Here is a 14,639-nt window from a genome sequence, read left to right on the forward strand (position 1 = left end):
TCAGGCTGCCTTGCCGAATTGCGAGACCAACCCCACGAACAGGCCACGGCCATCGGTCGAGCCGACAATGCTTTCGACGTGGTTCTCAGGATGCGGCATCATGCCGGCGACGTTGCCGCCCTCGCTGACGATGCCGGCGATCGCATTGATCGAGCCGTTGATATTGGAGCCGTCGCCGAGCGTGCCGTCGGGCGCGCAATAGCGGAACAGCACCCGCCCCTCGCCCTCGATCCGCTTGATGGTCTCGTCGTCGGCAATGTAGTTGCCCTCGCCGTGCGCCACCGGCACGCGGATCACCTGGCCGGCGTTATAGCCGCGCGTGAACGGCGTGTCGGATCGCTCCACGCGCAGGAAGGCGTCGTGGCAGATGAACTTGAGCCGGGTGTTGCGCATCAGGACGCCGGGCAACAGTCCGGACTCGCAGAGAATCTGGAAGCCGTTACAGACGCCAAGCACAAGACCGCCCCTGGCCGCGAAGGCGCGCACGGCATCCATGATCGGCGCACGCGCGGCGATCGCGCCGCAGCGCAGATAATCTCCGTAGGAAAAACCGCCCGGCACGACCACGAGATCGGTCCCGGCCGGCAATTCGGTTTCCGCGTGCCACACCATCGCGGGCTCGACGCCGGACACAAGCTTGAGCGTGCGCGCCATGTCGCGCTCGCGATTGATTCCGGGGAAGACGAGGACTGCGGATTTCATGGTGCTGATATGGAGCTCAGAGAACCTCGACGCGATAGTTCTCGATCACGGTATTCGCCAGCAGCTTGTCGGCAGCGGCCTTGAGCGCGGCTTCAGCCTTGGCACGGTCGGTTTCGTCAAGCTCGATGTCGAACACCTTGCCCTGCCGGACGCTCGCAACGCCGGATACGCCAAGTGACTTCAGCGCCCCCTCGATCGCCTTGCCCTGCGGATCGAGAATTCCCGTTTTCAAGGTAACCGTGACGCGCGCTTTCATAGGAAGGAACCGCAGATTCGGGGGCCAGGACAGGGTTCGACCTAGCACCCTTCGCTGCGTCCCTCAATTGCGCTGGCCGCCTTTTGGGACGCGCCTGCGCGGCCGGGCCGGCATCACGGCCAGGGACGGAAATTGATCCCGACCTTGACCGCATGCACCGTCTGCTCGGCGTCCGCCACCCAGGCGTAGCTCGGCTCGACCAGGTCCACGCCGCGCTTGTCGAGTTCCAGGTAACTGTAGTCGACCCGCACCGACCAGTTCGGCGCCAGCGCATATTCGAGCCCGCCGCCGACCGTCCAGCCCGAGGGGTTGCGGTCGCCGGTCGCGACGGCCGTGGTCCCGATCCACTGGTATTCGTGGTCGGCGTGCGCAAAAGCCGCCCCGCCCTTCACGTAAATCAGCGCCCGGTCGAAGGCATAGCCGATACGGCCGACGACGGTCGCGGTCCATTTCAGATGGTCGCGGTAGCGGTCGCCGGCAAACGGCGCGACGTCGTATGTGGTCCCGTCGATTCCCGTCGCGGAGATATCCGCCTCGATGCCGAGCACGAGGGCGCCGAACTGATGGTTGTATCCGATCTGCCCACCGCCAAGGATGCCGTCCGGCCTGTTGACAAGCTGCCAGCCCGGCAGGGTCGCATCGGAGTAGGTCGTGCGGCTCCAGCCATAACCGAGATGCGCGCCGAGGTAGAGGCCGGTCCAGCTGAAGGCCGGTACCGCTGGCGGTGACTTGACCGGCATCGGCGCGGACAGATCCGCAGCCTGTGCGCCGACGGTGCCAATCAGAAGCGCGGCCAGAGCCATGTGCACTCGGATCGATCGCATGCCGTCTCCACCAAAAAAATAGCGCCCGGATTCGGGGCGCTATTTTAGCCTCGTGTCGATGGCGCAGGCAGATCGGCACAACAGCCTTGCACAAGGAACTGCGCGGAAAGACAAGGCTGCGCCCTCCGGAAACGAAAGCGGGAGCCCCTGGCTCCCGCTCGAATCCGGCCATCAGGCCACAGATGTCAGCCCTTCACGAGGACAGGGCCGGTGCCGCGCGGCGGCTCGCCTTCGTTCATGATGCCGAGGCGCTTGGCGACCTCGGTATAGGCCTCCAGCAATCCGCCCAGATCCCGGCGGAAGCGGTCCTTGTCGAGCTTCTCGGCCGACTTGATGTCCCACAACCGGCAGGAGTCGGGCGAGATCTCGTCGGCAACGACAATCCGCATCATGTCGTTTTCCCAGAGCCGCCCGCATTCCATCTTGAAATCCACCAGACGGATGCCGACGCCAAGGAAAAGACCGGAGAGGAAATCGTTGACGCGGATGGCAAGCGCCATGATGTCGTCGATCTCCTGCGGATTGGCCCAGGCGAACGCGGTGATGTGCTCTTCTGACACCATCGGATCGCCGAGCTGATCGTTCTTGTAGTAGAATTCGATGATCGAGCGCGGCAGCTGCGTGCCCTCCTCGATGCCGAGGCGCGTCGACAGCGACCCGGCCGCGACGTTGCGCACCACGACCTCGAGCGGAATGATCTCCACCTCGCGGATCAGCTGCTCGCGCATGTTCAGCCGGCGGATGAAGTGCGTCGGCACGCCGATGTCATTCAGATTCTGGAAAACATATTCCGAGATCCGGTTGTTCAGCACGCCCTTGCCTTCGATCACCTCATGCTTCTTCGCATTGAAGGCGGTGGCATCGTCCTTGAAGTGCTGGATCAGGGTGCCGGGCTCGGGGCCCTCGTACAGGACTTTGGCTTTGCCTTCATAAATGCGGCGACGGCGGCTCATAGGAATGTACCGTGTTTTGTGAAAATCCATCGAAAGCCGGGGTTCCTGTTGGTGTTCTTAAGTCCGCGGCGGGGCGAACGGCGCGACGCGTAAGACGGTGGCCGTTCGGTCCGTTGGCCAACCTAGCCGATCGATGCTCAGGATACAATGCAGCCCGCCGCTGATGCTGTCGGGCATATAGGTCACTTGCGCGAATCGCCAAGCCCGCCATAGGGCGGCCTTGACGGGCCCGTTATCCACGTGCAACCGGCACGCGTAGCTGCAAATCCGCCATGGTTCCGGCACTTGGCCCTATGCTAGTCTTCCAATCCGCCGGCAACGGAGGGGGCAGATGAAGCGTTTCTTCAAATGGGTCGGAATCGTTATCGGCGGCCTGTTCGGGCTTTTGATTCTGCTGTTCGTCGGAGCCGCGATCCTGGACAACACCATCTACCATCCGAACCGGAATGTGAGCGAGGTCCGTGCCTTTCCCGCACCAGGCGGCACGCCGGTCGATCTCGTGAGCGGGAATAAGCAGGAGAGCGGCAAGATCACCGGATGGCGCGTCTTTATCCGCGACAAAGGACAGAGCGGGCTGCCGCGTATCGCGATGATCAGCTACGACCAGGACATCGAACCCCGCATCCAGTGGAAATCGCCCAACGAGGCAAATATCTGCGTCGACCTGAAGCAGGGCACGATAAGTTTTGCGCCGCTCGACAATATGTCAATGACGACATCCAGCGGCGGACGGCTGGACGGCAAGCTGAACAACGTCCGCTATCTCGTGAACCACAATTGCTGAGCGCCGTTGATCTGCCGCGACCAGCATCCTATGTCTGAAGATTATCTGCCAGCGAGGAAAAATGACCACGTTCGACAAGCGCGAAGAAGGCTTCGAAAAGAAATTTGCGCACGATGAGGAACTGAAATTCAAGGCCAACGCCCGCCGCAACAAGCTGCTGGGCCTGTGGGCGGCCGAGCTACTAGGCAAGACCGGTGCGGATGCCGACGCCTATTCGAAGGAAGTGGTCGCTGCGGACTTTGAGGAAGCAGGCGACGACGACGTCCTGCGCAAGGTCGTGAAGGATCTGAGTGGCAAGGCGACCGAAGAGCAGGTCCGCAGCATGATGCAGGAACTGCTCGCCGAGGCCGTGAAGCAGATCCAGGCTGGCAAATAGCGCGCTCGCAATGCAGACGTCGCAGGCGCCGGTGTCGATCGAGGAAACGGCACGCTGGTACGATGGAAAATCGTTCAGCACCGACTGGACGTCGTGGCATTTCCCGACCTGGATCACCCTGCTCGCGCCGTTCCGTGACCGGCCGGCGCGCATGCTTGAGATCGGTTCGTGGGAAGGACGGTCGGCGCTGTTCTTCCTGAACTACCTGCCGCAGATGCGGTTGACCTGCGTCGACACCTTCGCGGGCGGTCAGGAGCACCAGGAAGCGGCGGCGAAAACCGCGGAAGATGCCGAGGTGCTGCGCGGCGTCGAAGGCCGCTTCGATTCCAACACGAAGCCTTTTGCCGCGCGGCTGGAAAAGGTGAAGGCAACTTCCGTCGATGGCCTTGTCCAGCTTGGCGTTGCCGAGCGCCGTTTCGATATTGCCTATATCGACGGCGGCCATCGTGCCCGCGAAGTCTATGCCGACAGCGCCCTCACCTGGCCGCTGATTGCGCCCGGCGGGCTCGTGATTTTCGACGATTATCTCTGGGCGGAAATGCCCGAGCCGATGGACAATCCGAAGCCCGGCGTGGATGCGTTCCTGCGTTCGATCGATGGGCAATACAGGATGGTCCACGACGACTATCAGATTGCCATCGCAAAGCTGTAACCGCTCGCCTCCGGGAAGTCCGATCCCATGACCACTGAGACGTTTACGCTCGCCCGCCGTCTGCGCGCCGGCGATACCGTTTTCTCGGCATGGTGCGGACTGCCGGAGCCGCTGGTGTGCGAAGCGATCGCACGCGAAGGCTTCGAGGCCGTGGTCGTCGACATGCAGCATGGCATGTGGGACGAGCCTGCGGCGATGCAGGCCGTCGCGCAGATCCATCTTGCGGGCGCGGCTCCCGTCGTTCGCGTGCCGCTGTGGCACAATTCGCTGGTCAGCCGTATGCTCGACTGGGGCGCCGAGGGCATCATCGCGCCGATGATCAACAGCGAAGCAGAAGCGCGCGCCTTCGTTCAGGTCGCAAAATACCCGCCGGTCGGCGAGCGCTCGATCGGCGCGCATCGCGCCGCCATGATCGCGCGCGTGCCCGATCAGAAATTCTACATCCCCGAAGCGAACACCACGACGCTCAGCTTCGCGATGATCGAGACCCAAAGCGCGATCGACAATCTCGACACCATCGCGGCGATGCCCGGAATCGACGTGCTGTTCGTCGGCCCCGCGGACCTGTCCTTCAGCCTGTCGAACGGCGCGACGCTCGATCCGCATTCTGCGGCAGTCGACGCGGCGCTCGAAAAGGTGCTGGCAGCATGCGACCGCCACAAGAAGATTCCAGGCCTGTTTTGCCGCGATGCCGAACGCGCGATGAACAAGGCCAAATCGGGTTTCAGGTTCCTGACCGTCGGCAGCGACATCATCTTTCTGCGGGCCGGCGCCGCAGCGCAGCTGAAGGCGCTCAAATAGCGTCAGCCGGCCTCGGCCGCAGCAAGGATCGTATCGACCACCGCACCGACATCCCTGGCGATGTCGTGCGCCCTCACCTCCACGATCCGGTAGTCACGCTCCCGCATCCAGGCGAGCTTCTGGCGCCGCGCCTCCGAAGCTTTCGCATCCTCGCTGTCGGGCGTGACATCCACAACCAGCCGCAGCGGAAACGATACCATGTCGGCCACATGCGGACCGATCGGCGTCTGCCGCTTGAACCCGAGGGTGGCGAAGCGCCGATCCGACGTGACCGCCGTCCATAACGCCCGTTCCGCGTCGGTCGGGTTGCGGCGAAGCAGCCGCGCAAGCCCCCGCACGGGCGAATCCGATCGCACGATGTCCGCCTTGCCGTGCTGCGCGAGGAGATTGCGCAGCATCTCGGCCTCGGGACCGTCGAGCAGACCGCCGCGTGCCGGACCTTTGCGGCCTTCGACCAGCGCCATGACGATCCCGTGCAACGTGCGGATATCCTGCTGGGTCGGCTGCATGCGCGTGAAGATGTTGCGCATGTTGACGGTCATGGTACCCCGCTTCTCGTGCGGGCGAAAATACTCGATGCGCTCCAGCTCGTTCTCGAGATCGTTGAAGAAGGCGATCAGCTGCTCCTTGGGTGCGGGGGGCGACTTGTCAGGTGTAGCGAATGGCAGCGCACCGCCGATCTGCAGCTTGTACCACTCGTAGCCCGCGATCACGATCGCCTGGGCAAGATTGAGCGAGGCGAAAGCCGGGTTGACCGGCAGCGTCAGGATCGCGTCGGCAAGCCCCACCTCATCGTTCTCGAGCCCGTTGCGTTCGCGGCCGAACACCAGCGCGACCCGTTCGCCCGCAGCGATCCGCGGTGCCGCAAGCCGCGCCGCCTCGTCCGCGCCGATCACAGGCTTCGCCTGGTCGTGCGAACGCGCGGTCGCGGCAACGACGTAGTTGCAGTCGGCGATGGCATCGGCGAGCGTGTCGAACAGCTCGGCCTGTTCAAGGATACGGTCCGCACCGGACGCCATGACCCGCGCCCGATCATTCGGCCAGCCCTGCTGCGGCTTGACGAGACGCAATTGCGACAGCCCGAAATTCGCCATGGCGCGCGCAGCGGCCCCGATATTTTCGCCGAGTTGCGACTCGACGAGAATCACCACCGGCGCTGGCTCCGCCACCCAGTTTCTGGTCTTGTCCGTACCTGCGCCCGGCATGCATGCCCTCCTGGGGCTTGCTATAGCCGTCGCCGACTGCGCGCGAAAGCGTGCGATCGTTTGCGCAACCGATTCGGAGCCCTGACGCCGTGAAGATCATGATCGCGACGCCGGCCTATGGTGGTCAGCTGACCACGACCTATTGCGACGCCCTGATCGGACTGCTCGATCATTTCGCCGAAAAGCACCCACAGATCCGGCTCGAACAGAAGTTCCTCTCGCATTCGATCCTGCCTTTCCTCCGGAATGTCTTTGCCAACCTCGTGATGCAGGATGAGAGCTATACGCATCTGTTGTTCATCGACGCCGACATGGGTTTTGCTCCCTCGCTGATCGAACGCATGATCGAGGCGGACAAGCCGGTGGTCGGCGCGATCTATCCGCATCGCCATCTGGATCTCGAGAAATTCTATGCGCTCCACGCGGAGATCGCCGATCCGGCCGTCGCGCGCCTCGTAGCGATGGAATACGTGAATGCCGGATCCGTCATCATGGTCGACGGCGACGGCAAGCATGGCGAGACACAGGCGCCTGCCAATCTGATCGTTGACGGTCCTTGCATCCGTGTGCGCGACGCGGGCGCAGGCATCCTTCTGATCAAGCGCGAGGTGTTCGACCGGATCAGGGAGCGCTATCCGGAATTGTGGTGCGAATGGATCGAGCACACCTACGGCAAATTCGGCCTCAAGGGCGGCGTGCTGCAGTGTTTCGATTCAATGCCGGACGAGCACGGCCATTATTGCGGCGAGGATACCGCCTTCTGTCGCCGCTGGGGCGAGGGTTGCGGCGGCGAGATCTGGGCGGTGGTGACCGAAACCATCGTCCATGTCGGGGCCCAACGGTTTGTGGGAAATTACCTGACCAAGCTGCAGCACGGACGGACGTAGCCCATGAAAATATTGATCGCGACGCCCGCCTATGGCGGCCAGATCACCACGGCCTGCTGCGAGTCCCTGATCGGGCTGATCTCGCATTTTCGCGAGAAGCGCCCAGACATCCGCTTCGAGCACAAGTTTCTGTCAGCTTCGCTGCTGCATCTGATGCGCAATGTGTACGCGAACATGGTCATGCAGGACGAGAGCTACACACATCTGCTCTTCGTCGACGCGGATATGGGGTTTGCGCCTTCGTTGATCGAACACATGATCGCGGCGGACAAGCCAATCGTCGGCGCGATGTCGCCGGCTCGACAGTTTCATGTCGAGAAACTTTATGAAATGCGCAATGAGATCGCGGATGCCGACGTTGCACGACTGGTGGCGATTGACTACGTCAGCGCGAGCTCGCTCGAATTCGTCGATGGCACCAAAAGAGACGGAGAGCCGCGCCCACCCACCAGTCTGGTCGTTGATGGCCCCTGTGTCCGCGTGCGCTATGCGGGCACCGGGATATTGCTGATCAAGCGCGAGGTATTCGATCGCCTCAAGGAGCGCTACCCGGAGCTGTGCTGTGTATCGACAGAGCAATCCTACGGACAATTTGGACTGACGGGAGACATCCTCCAGTGCTTCCAGCCGATGCCGAACGACGAAGGAGTCTATGACGGCGAGGACATGGCATTTTGCCGCCGCTGGAGGGAAGGCTGCGGCGGCGAGATCTGGGCGGTGGTGACCGAAACCATCGTCCATGTCGGGACCCAACGGTTTGTAGGAAATTACCTGACCAAGCTGCAACACGGGCGGATGTGAGCCGACCGGACGCCCGGTTGTCGCCCGCCGCAAATCCCGGTAAATGACGCCCCCTCCTGAAATCGCCGGTCTACCCTAATGTCCCAGCTCATTCTTGGCGTTCACTCCGGCTCGCATGACGCGGCCGCGGCCCTGTTCGACGGTTACGAGCTGAAGGCCGCGGTGTCGCTCGAGCGGCTGACCCGCAACAAGGGCGACGGTGCCTATCCGGACCTCGCCATCGACGAAGTGCTGTCGATCGCCGGCGCGACGCGCAAGGATGTCGATGTCGTGTGCCACAGCCGCACCCTGATGCCGACGAAATATTTCAGGAACCTGTCCGGTTTTGACTGGCTGAAGGAACAGTACCGCACGCATCTTCGCGGCAAGGACCGGCGTCAGATGATGCCCGAACTGTTCCGGAACAACACCGCCGATACGGAGCGCTTCTACGATTCGGCCGCACTCCTGCGCGACAAGGGCTTCCGCGAAGGTACGCACTCCTATTTCTACAATCATCACGAGGCGCACGCCCTGCCCGCGCTGTTCTACAGCCCGGACTGGGACGACGCGCTGCTCGTCACCGCCGATGGCGGCGGCGACAACGTGCATTACAGCCACCGTCATTTCGCAAATGGCGCGCTGACCAATATCTACGGCGGCGAAGACACGATCCTAACGCCCGCTGTCGAAGATTCACTCGGCAAGATGTACGGCGCGGCGACCAAGGCGCTCGGCTTCCGTCGCGTGCGGCACGAGGGCAAGGTCACCGGCCTCTCCGCCATGGGCAGACCTGTGCGCGCGGACGAACTCGCGGCGAAATTCTCCGTCGATGCAAACGGGCGCGTGCATTCGACGCTGAACAGCGATCGCGAGATCAACGCCTTCATGCAGTCCCTGCTCAAGGGCCTCAGCAAGGAAGACTATTCAGCCAGCGTGCAAAAGGTGCTCGAAGACACGATGCTCGCTTCGTTCGAACGGCTGCTCGCGCAAAATCCCGCAAAGCATGTCGGTGTATCGGGCGGCGTGTTCGCGAATGTGAAGTTGAACCGTCTGCTGGCCGAACGATTTGGTCTGAACGAGATCTTCATTTTCCCGGCGATGGGCGATGACGGCCTGCCCGTCGGTGGCGCACTGGCCTGGCTCCTGCGCCGCGACGGTCTCGCCAACTGGCTGAAGAACAGGCGCGAGCTTGGCCCAGTCTATCTCGGCCGCGACTTCACCGCGACCGTGGACGGAGCACTCGCCGCGATTCCGAACGTGAAGCGCACTGCGGAGGCACCGGTTGCCGGCACCGTGCAGCGGCTCGAGGCGGGACAGCTCGGCGCGATCTATACCGGCCGCATGGAATATGGCCCCCGCGCCCTCGGAAACCGGACCATCCTCGCCAATCCGTCACGCCGCGAGACGCACGATCTTCTCAACGAGCGGCTGTCCCGGTCCGAATTCATGCCGTTTGCGCCGGTCGCAACCGCCGAACGGGCTGGGGATGTCTTCGACATCACGAAAGTCAACCGGCGCGCGTGCCGCTACATGACGATTGCAACCGACGTGCGTCCAGACTGGCGCAAGCGGATTGCGGCGGTGGTGCATGTCGACCAGTCGGCGCGGCCGCAGGTGATCGAGCGAGCGGACAATCCGCTGTACCACGACATTCTGACAGACTTCGAGCGCGCCACCGGTCTGGCGGCGCTGGTCAACACCTCGTTCAATGTCCACGAGGAGCCGATCGTGAATACCCCGTCGGAATGCGCCAGGGCCCTCACCGACGGCCGGATCGACTTCGTGGTCACGAACCAGGCGCTCTACGTCCGCGGCTAGGGGCGTGGCGGCCGCCGTTTCCCACCCGTCGACAAGGCTTTTACCCGGGGTGGGCGGATGCTATAGGGCGCGCGCCGATTTCTCCGTCAGCCGGATCCCCGGCCGGCGGTCTCCGCGCCGAGAACAATTCATTCGGGGACCTGAGGGACACCGTTCCCCTTGCCCATCGATGTCCAGTTTCCGGCCGATCCAAACAAGCGCGCGACCAAAGGTGCAAGGATGCCGAATCTCGAAATCATGTGGACGAAAGTCGATGAAGCCCCGGCGCTCGCGACCTTTTCCCTCCTGCCGATCGTCGAAGCCTTCGTGGGCGCGGCGGGCGTGTCCGTGAAGCTGAAGGACATCTCGCTGGCCGGACGCATCATCGCCGCCTTCCCCGAGAAGCTTAAGCCCGAGCAGCGGATCAACGACGAGCTCACCGAGCTCGGCAATCTCACGCTGAAGCCCGAAGCCAACATCATGAAGCTGCCGAACATCTCGGCATCGATCCCGCAGCTCAAGGCCGCGATCAAGGAATTGCAGAGCAAGGGTTACGACGTTCCGGATTATCCGGACAATCCGACCACGGACGCCGAGAAGGAGATCAGGGCGCGCTACGCCAAGATATTCGGAAGCGTCGTTAACCCGGTCCTGCGCGAGGGCAATTCCGACCGCCGCGCGGCCGCCGCGGTCAAGAACTACGCCCGCAAGAATCCGCACAAGATGGGCGCCTGGACCAAGGATTCGAAGACGCACGTCGCCCACATGTCGAGCGGCGACTATTTCGGCTCGGAAATCGCGACCACTGTCGACAAGGCGACCAACGTTCGCATCGAATTCGTCGGCAAGGATGGCGCCGTCACGGTGCTCAAGCCAAAGACGGCACTCAATGACGGCGAGATCATCGACGCTGCGGTGATGAGCGCCGCAGCGCTGCGCAAATTCTTCGCAGAGCAAATCGAGGAAGCCAAGAAGCAGGATGTGCTGTTCTCGCTGCACGTCAAGGCGACGATGATGAAGATCGCCGATCCCATCATCTTCGGCCACGCCGTGTCCGCCTTCTTCTCCGACGTGATCGAGAAGCATGCCGCGACGTTGAAGAAGCTCGGTGTCAATCTCAACAATGGCTTCGGCGATCTGTTGTCGAAGATCGAGACGCTGCCGGAAGCCGAGAAAAAGGCGATCAGGGACGACATCGCGGCCGAATACGCAAAGCGTCCTGCCCTCGCCATGGTCAATTCCGACAAGGGCATCACCGGCCTGCATGTTCCGAGCGACTTCATTATCGACGCTACGATGCCGGCGATGATCCGCGAAGGCGGCAAGATGTGGGGACCCGACGGCAAGCTGCACGACGCCAAAGCCGTGATTCCGGATCGCGCCTACGCGCGCCTGTATCAGGCGGTCATCGATGACTGTAAGGCCAACGGCGCATTCGATCCCAAGACCATGGGTTCGGTTCCCAATGTCGGTTTGATGGCACAGAAGGCCGAAGAATACGGCTCGCACGACAAGACGTTCGAAATTCAGGCGAACGGCACGGTCCGCGTCGTCACCGACGACGGCAAGGTGCTGCTGGAGCGCCCCGTCGAGGCCGGCGACATCTTCCGCATGTGCCAGCTCAAGGATGCCGCCGTGCGCGACTGGGTGAAGCTTGGCGTGCGCCGCGCGCGTCTCACCAACACGCCCGCCGTGTTCTGGCTGGACAAGAACCGCGCCCACGACGCGGAACTGATCAAGAAGGTCGAGACCTATCTGAAGGACCACGACACCAGCGGGCTCGATATCCGCATCCTGGCTCCCGTCGACGCGATGAAGTTCTCGCTTGAGCGAATCCGCAAGGGCCAGGACACGATCTCGGTTACCGGCAACATTCTGCGGGACTACCTGACGGACCTCTTCCCGATCATGGAGCTGGGCACCTCGGCCAAGATGCTCTCGATCGTCCCGCTGCTCGCGGGCGGCGGCATGTTCGAGACGGGCGCCGGCGGCTCAGCGCCGAAGCATGTCGAGCAATTCCAGAAGGAGGGCTACCTGCGTTGGGATTCGCTCGGCGAATTCCTCGCGCTCGGCGCATCGCTCGAGCATCTGGCGCAGACTTACAAGAACGCCAAGGCGCAGGTTCTCGCCGATGCGCTTGACGCGGCCATCGCCAAGATCCTCGACAACAACCGCTCTCCGGCACGCAAGGTCGGCGAACTCGACAATCGCGGCAGCCATTTCTACCTCGCCCTCTACTGGGCGCAGGCGCTGGCTGCGCAGACCAAGGATGCCGAGCTGCAGGCCCGCTTCAAGCCACTCGCCGAGGCGCTCGAGAAGAACGAGGCCAAGATCAACGCCGAACTGATCGCGGCGCAAGGCAAGCCGGTCGACATGGGCGGCTATTACCTGCCCGATTTCGCCAAGACATCGGCCGCGATGCGCCCGAGCGCCACGCTGAACGCAGCGCTCGCAGCGCTCTGATTGAGGATCCGGCGGCCGACGTCCCGTACGCCGGCCGCCATCTTTGCGAAGACCGCGAGGCGGAGCCGACCGGGCGATCCGGCGATTGGATTGCTTCGGCTCTGTCCGCAATGACGCGGGGCGCATGGGCTCCTTGATGCCCACCAAACCCGCCGCCCACCCTGCCCGTTGCATGCGACTTAAGTCCACGGGATGGTGCGGCTTTCGAGTCACGAAAGTCATGCTATAGAGCCGCCGCGGATGCGGCGCGGCGCATCAATGCTCGCGTTCCTGCTTTCCGTAAGTCCGTTGCTGATGCCGGCTCTCGAAAAGGTGGCGCTCCGAAATGGCGAAGATCAAGGTGAAGAATCCCGTCGTCGAAATGGATGGCGACGAGATGACCCGCATCATCTGGCAGTTCATCAAGGACAAGCTGATCCATCCTTATCTCGACATCGACCTGCTCTACTACGATCTGAGCATCCAGAAGCGCGACGAAACCAACGACCAGATCACCATAGATGCCGCGAACAAGACCAGGGAGGTCGGCGTAGCGGTGAAATGCGCCACCATCACGCCGGACGAAGGTCGCGTGAAGGAATTCGGCCTGAAGGAAATGTGGCGTTCGCCGAACGGCACCATCCGCAATATCCTCGGCGGCACCATCTTCCGCGAGCCGATCATCTGCAAGAATGTGCCGCGTCTCGTGCCGGGCTGGACGCAGCCCATCATCATCGGGCGCCACGCCTATGGCGACCAGTATCGCGCCACCGACTTCAAGTTTCCCGGCAAGGGCAAGCTGACGATCAAGTTCGAAGGCGAAGACGGCAAGGTGATCGAGAAGGAAGTCTTCAATGCGCCCGGCTCGGGCGTCACCATGGCGATGTACAATCTCGATGACTCGATCCGAGACTTCGCCTACGCCTCGTTCAATTACGGCCTGTCGCGCAATTACTCGGTCTATCTCTCAACCAAGAACACCATCCTGAAGCAGTATGACGGCCGCTTCATGGAGCTGTTCCAGGAGATCTTCGACAAAGAGTTCAAGGCCGAATTCGACAAGCGCGGTATCATCTACCAGCACCGCCTGATCGACGACATGGTCGCCTCGGCGCTGAAATGGTCGGGCGGCTATGTGTGGGCCTGCAAGAACTATGACGGCGACGTGCAGTCCGACACCGTGGCGCAGGGCTTCGGCTCGCTCGGCCTGATGACCTCGGTGCTGATGACGCCGGATGGCAAGGTGGTGGAAGCGGAAGCCGCGCATGGCACCGTGACGCGCCACTATCGCGAACATCAGAAGGGCAACGAGACCTCAACCAACTCGATCGCGTCGATTTTCGCCTGGACGCGCGGCCTCGCCCATCGCGCCAAGCTCGACGACAATGCCGCGCTCGCGAAATTCGCGTCGACGCTGGAGAAGGTGTGCGTCGATACGGTCGAGAGCGGCTATATGACCAAGGACCTCGCCCTCCTCGTCGGCCCGGAACAGCGCTGGCTCTCGACCACGGGCTTCCTCGACAAGGTCGACGACAACCTGAAGAAAGCGATGGCGGCGTAGGCCATCGCTCTCATTCAAAACGTCAAAGGGCGCGGCTTCACCGCGCCCTTCTTTGTTTGCGACGCTCGCTGCCCCGCGGATCAGAAAGGCATCGCGAGCCTTGCATTGGCAGTCCAGACGCCATAGCCAGCGCCGATGCCGCCGTATTCGCCGCCGAGCGACAGCGAACCGCCACCCGGCGCGACCATGCTCACGCCGCTGGTGACACGCCCCGACCAGCCGTTGCTCAGCCCGACATTCGGCACATCGACCGGCAGCGCATCGTCTGACGAGAACTGCCAATCGCCATAGAAACCGAGATATGGCGCGAGCGAGAACGCGCTGTATTGCGCCGGCGCGATCACGCGGCCGCCGAGCGACACGCGGCCGGTGGAGAAGCTGCGCTCGCTCTGCAGCGTGCCGAGGCTGTCGGTCCAGGCGTCCTGCCGTTCCCACAAGGCAAACACCTTGGCGGAAGGTTCGAGTACAACAGCGGCATAGCGATAGGAACCGGTCAGCCCGGTGGAGAGCAGCCAGCGCGAGCCGTCGAAATTGCCGGACGCACGTTCGCCGGTGACGGTGCTGGCGGCGCTGGCATCATAGGCGATGCTGGACCAGCCCAGCATTGCGTCCCAGC

The 14,639-nt window shown here is 62.7% G+C and carries 14 protein-coding genes and 1 pseudogene; 9 read left to right on the forward strand and 6 right to left on the reverse strand.

Annotated features, from left to right (window positions below; translation table 11 throughout):
• The 4 genes from purQ to purC all read right to left on the reverse strand — a co-directional run bounded on the left by purQ (nucleotide 1) and on the right by purC (nucleotide 2,765).
• Nucleotides 1–702, reverse strand: a complete 702-nt coding sequence (gene purQ / locus VNZ93_RS21645) for a phosphoribosylformylglycinamidine synthase subunit PurQ (RefSeq protein ID WP_325710197.1) — start codon at nucleotides 700–702, stop codon at nucleotides 1–3.
• Nucleotides 703–718: 16 nt separating this feature from the next.
• Nucleotides 719–958 carry a phosphoribosylformylglycinamidine synthase subunit PurS gene (purS, locus tag VNZ93_RS21650; protein ID WP_325710200.1) on the reverse strand — a complete coding sequence of 80 codons (240 nt, stop codon included), beginning with the start codon at nucleotides 956–958 and terminating at the stop codon, nucleotides 719–721.
• A gap of 113 nt (nucleotides 959–1,071) precedes the next feature.
• Nucleotides 1,072–1,782 carry an outer membrane protein gene (locus VNZ93_RS21655; RefSeq protein WP_325710203.1) on the reverse strand — a complete coding sequence of 237 codons (711 nt, stop codon included), beginning with the start codon at nucleotides 1,780–1,782 and terminating at the stop codon, nucleotides 1,072–1,074.
• Nucleotides 1,783–1,967: 185 nt separating this feature from the next.
• Entirely contained in the window at nucleotides 1,968–2,765 is a 798-nt protein-coding gene (gene purC / locus VNZ93_RS21660; protein ID WP_325710206.1) for a phosphoribosylaminoimidazolesuccinocarboxamide synthase, read from the reverse strand.
• A gap of 301 nt (nucleotides 2,766–3,066) precedes the next feature.
• Between purC and VNZ93_RS21665 the strand changes: the two genes are divergently transcribed.
• From VNZ93_RS21665 to VNZ93_RS21680, 4 genes are all read left to right on the forward strand, one after another.
• Nucleotides 3,067–3,519: a hypothetical protein gene (locus VNZ93_RS21665; protein WP_325710209.1), complete on the forward strand. Its 453-nt coding sequence runs from the start codon at nucleotides 3,067–3,069 to the stop codon at nucleotides 3,517–3,519.
• A 61-nt stretch (nucleotides 3,520–3,580) separates the two neighbouring features.
• Entirely contained in the window at nucleotides 3,581–3,895 is a 315-nt protein-coding gene (locus tag VNZ93_RS21670) for a DUF1476 domain-containing protein (protein ID WP_325710212.1), read from the forward strand.
• Nucleotides 3,896–3,905: 10 nt separating this feature from the next.
• Complete coding sequence (locus VNZ93_RS21675) at nucleotides 3,906–4,547, forward strand: class I SAM-dependent methyltransferase (RefSeq protein WP_325710215.1); 642 nt, start codon at nucleotides 3,906–3,908, stop codon at nucleotides 4,545–4,547.
• Between the two features lie 27 nt (nucleotides 4,548–4,574).
• Nucleotides 4,575–5,348: an HpcH/HpaI aldolase family protein gene (locus VNZ93_RS21680; protein WP_325710218.1), complete on the forward strand. Its 774-nt coding sequence runs from the start codon at nucleotides 4,575–4,577 to the stop codon at nucleotides 5,346–5,348.
• 2 nt (nucleotides 5,349–5,350) lie between these two features.
• Here VNZ93_RS21680 and VNZ93_RS21685 read toward each other — a convergent pair whose 3' ends face one another.
• Nucleotides 5,351–6,553 (reverse strand): TrmJ/YjtD family RNA methyltransferase, encoded by a 1,203-nt coding sequence (locus VNZ93_RS21685; protein ID WP_325710221.1) that lies wholly within the window; start codon nucleotides 6,551–6,553, stop codon nucleotides 5,351–5,353.
• 89 nt (nucleotides 6,554–6,642) lie between these two features.
• On the opposite strand from VNZ93_RS21685, the gene VNZ93_RS21690 reads away from it, so the two are divergent.
• From VNZ93_RS21690 to VNZ93_RS21710, 5 genes are all read left to right on the forward strand, one after another.
• Nucleotides 6,643–7,440 (forward strand): hypothetical protein, encoded by a 798-nt coding sequence (locus VNZ93_RS21690; protein WP_325710223.1) that lies wholly within the window; start codon nucleotides 6,643–6,645, stop codon nucleotides 7,438–7,440.
• 12 nt (nucleotides 7,441–7,452) lie between these two features.
• Complete coding sequence (locus tag VNZ93_RS21695; protein ID WP_325710226.1) at nucleotides 7,453–8,241, forward strand: hypothetical protein; 789 nt, start codon at nucleotides 7,453–7,455, stop codon at nucleotides 8,239–8,241.
• Nucleotides 8,242–8,319: 78 nt separating this feature from the next.
• The gene (locus VNZ93_RS21700) at nucleotides 8,320–10,041 is read left to right on the forward strand and encodes a carbamoyltransferase C-terminal domain-containing protein (protein WP_325710229.1); all 1,722 of its coding nucleotides are present in this window, start codon (nucleotides 8,320–8,322) and stop codon (nucleotides 10,039–10,041) included.
• A gap of 219 nt (nucleotides 10,042–10,260) precedes the next feature.
• A complete protein-coding gene (locus VNZ93_RS21705; protein ID WP_325710234.1) occupies nucleotides 10,261–12,483 on the forward strand; it encodes an NADP-dependent isocitrate dehydrogenase in 2,223 nt (740 codons plus the stop codon).
• Nucleotides 12,484–12,808: 325 nt separating this feature from the next.
• Entirely contained in the window at nucleotides 12,809–14,023 is a 1,215-nt protein-coding gene (locus tag VNZ93_RS21710) for an NADP-dependent isocitrate dehydrogenase (protein WP_325710232.1), read from the forward strand.
• An 80-nt stretch (nucleotides 14,024–14,103) separates the two neighbouring features.
• Here the strand turns inward: VNZ93_RS21710 and VNZ93_RS21715 are convergent.
• Nucleotides 14,104–14,639 (reverse strand): annotated as a pseudogene (locus VNZ93_RS21715) (hypothetical protein); the annotation flags it as partial.

The sequence above is a fragment of the Pseudorhodoplanes sp. genome (genome assembly GCF_035565795.1).
Lineage (GTDB): Bacteria > Pseudomonadota > Alphaproteobacteria > Rhizobiales > Xanthobacteraceae > Pseudorhodoplanes.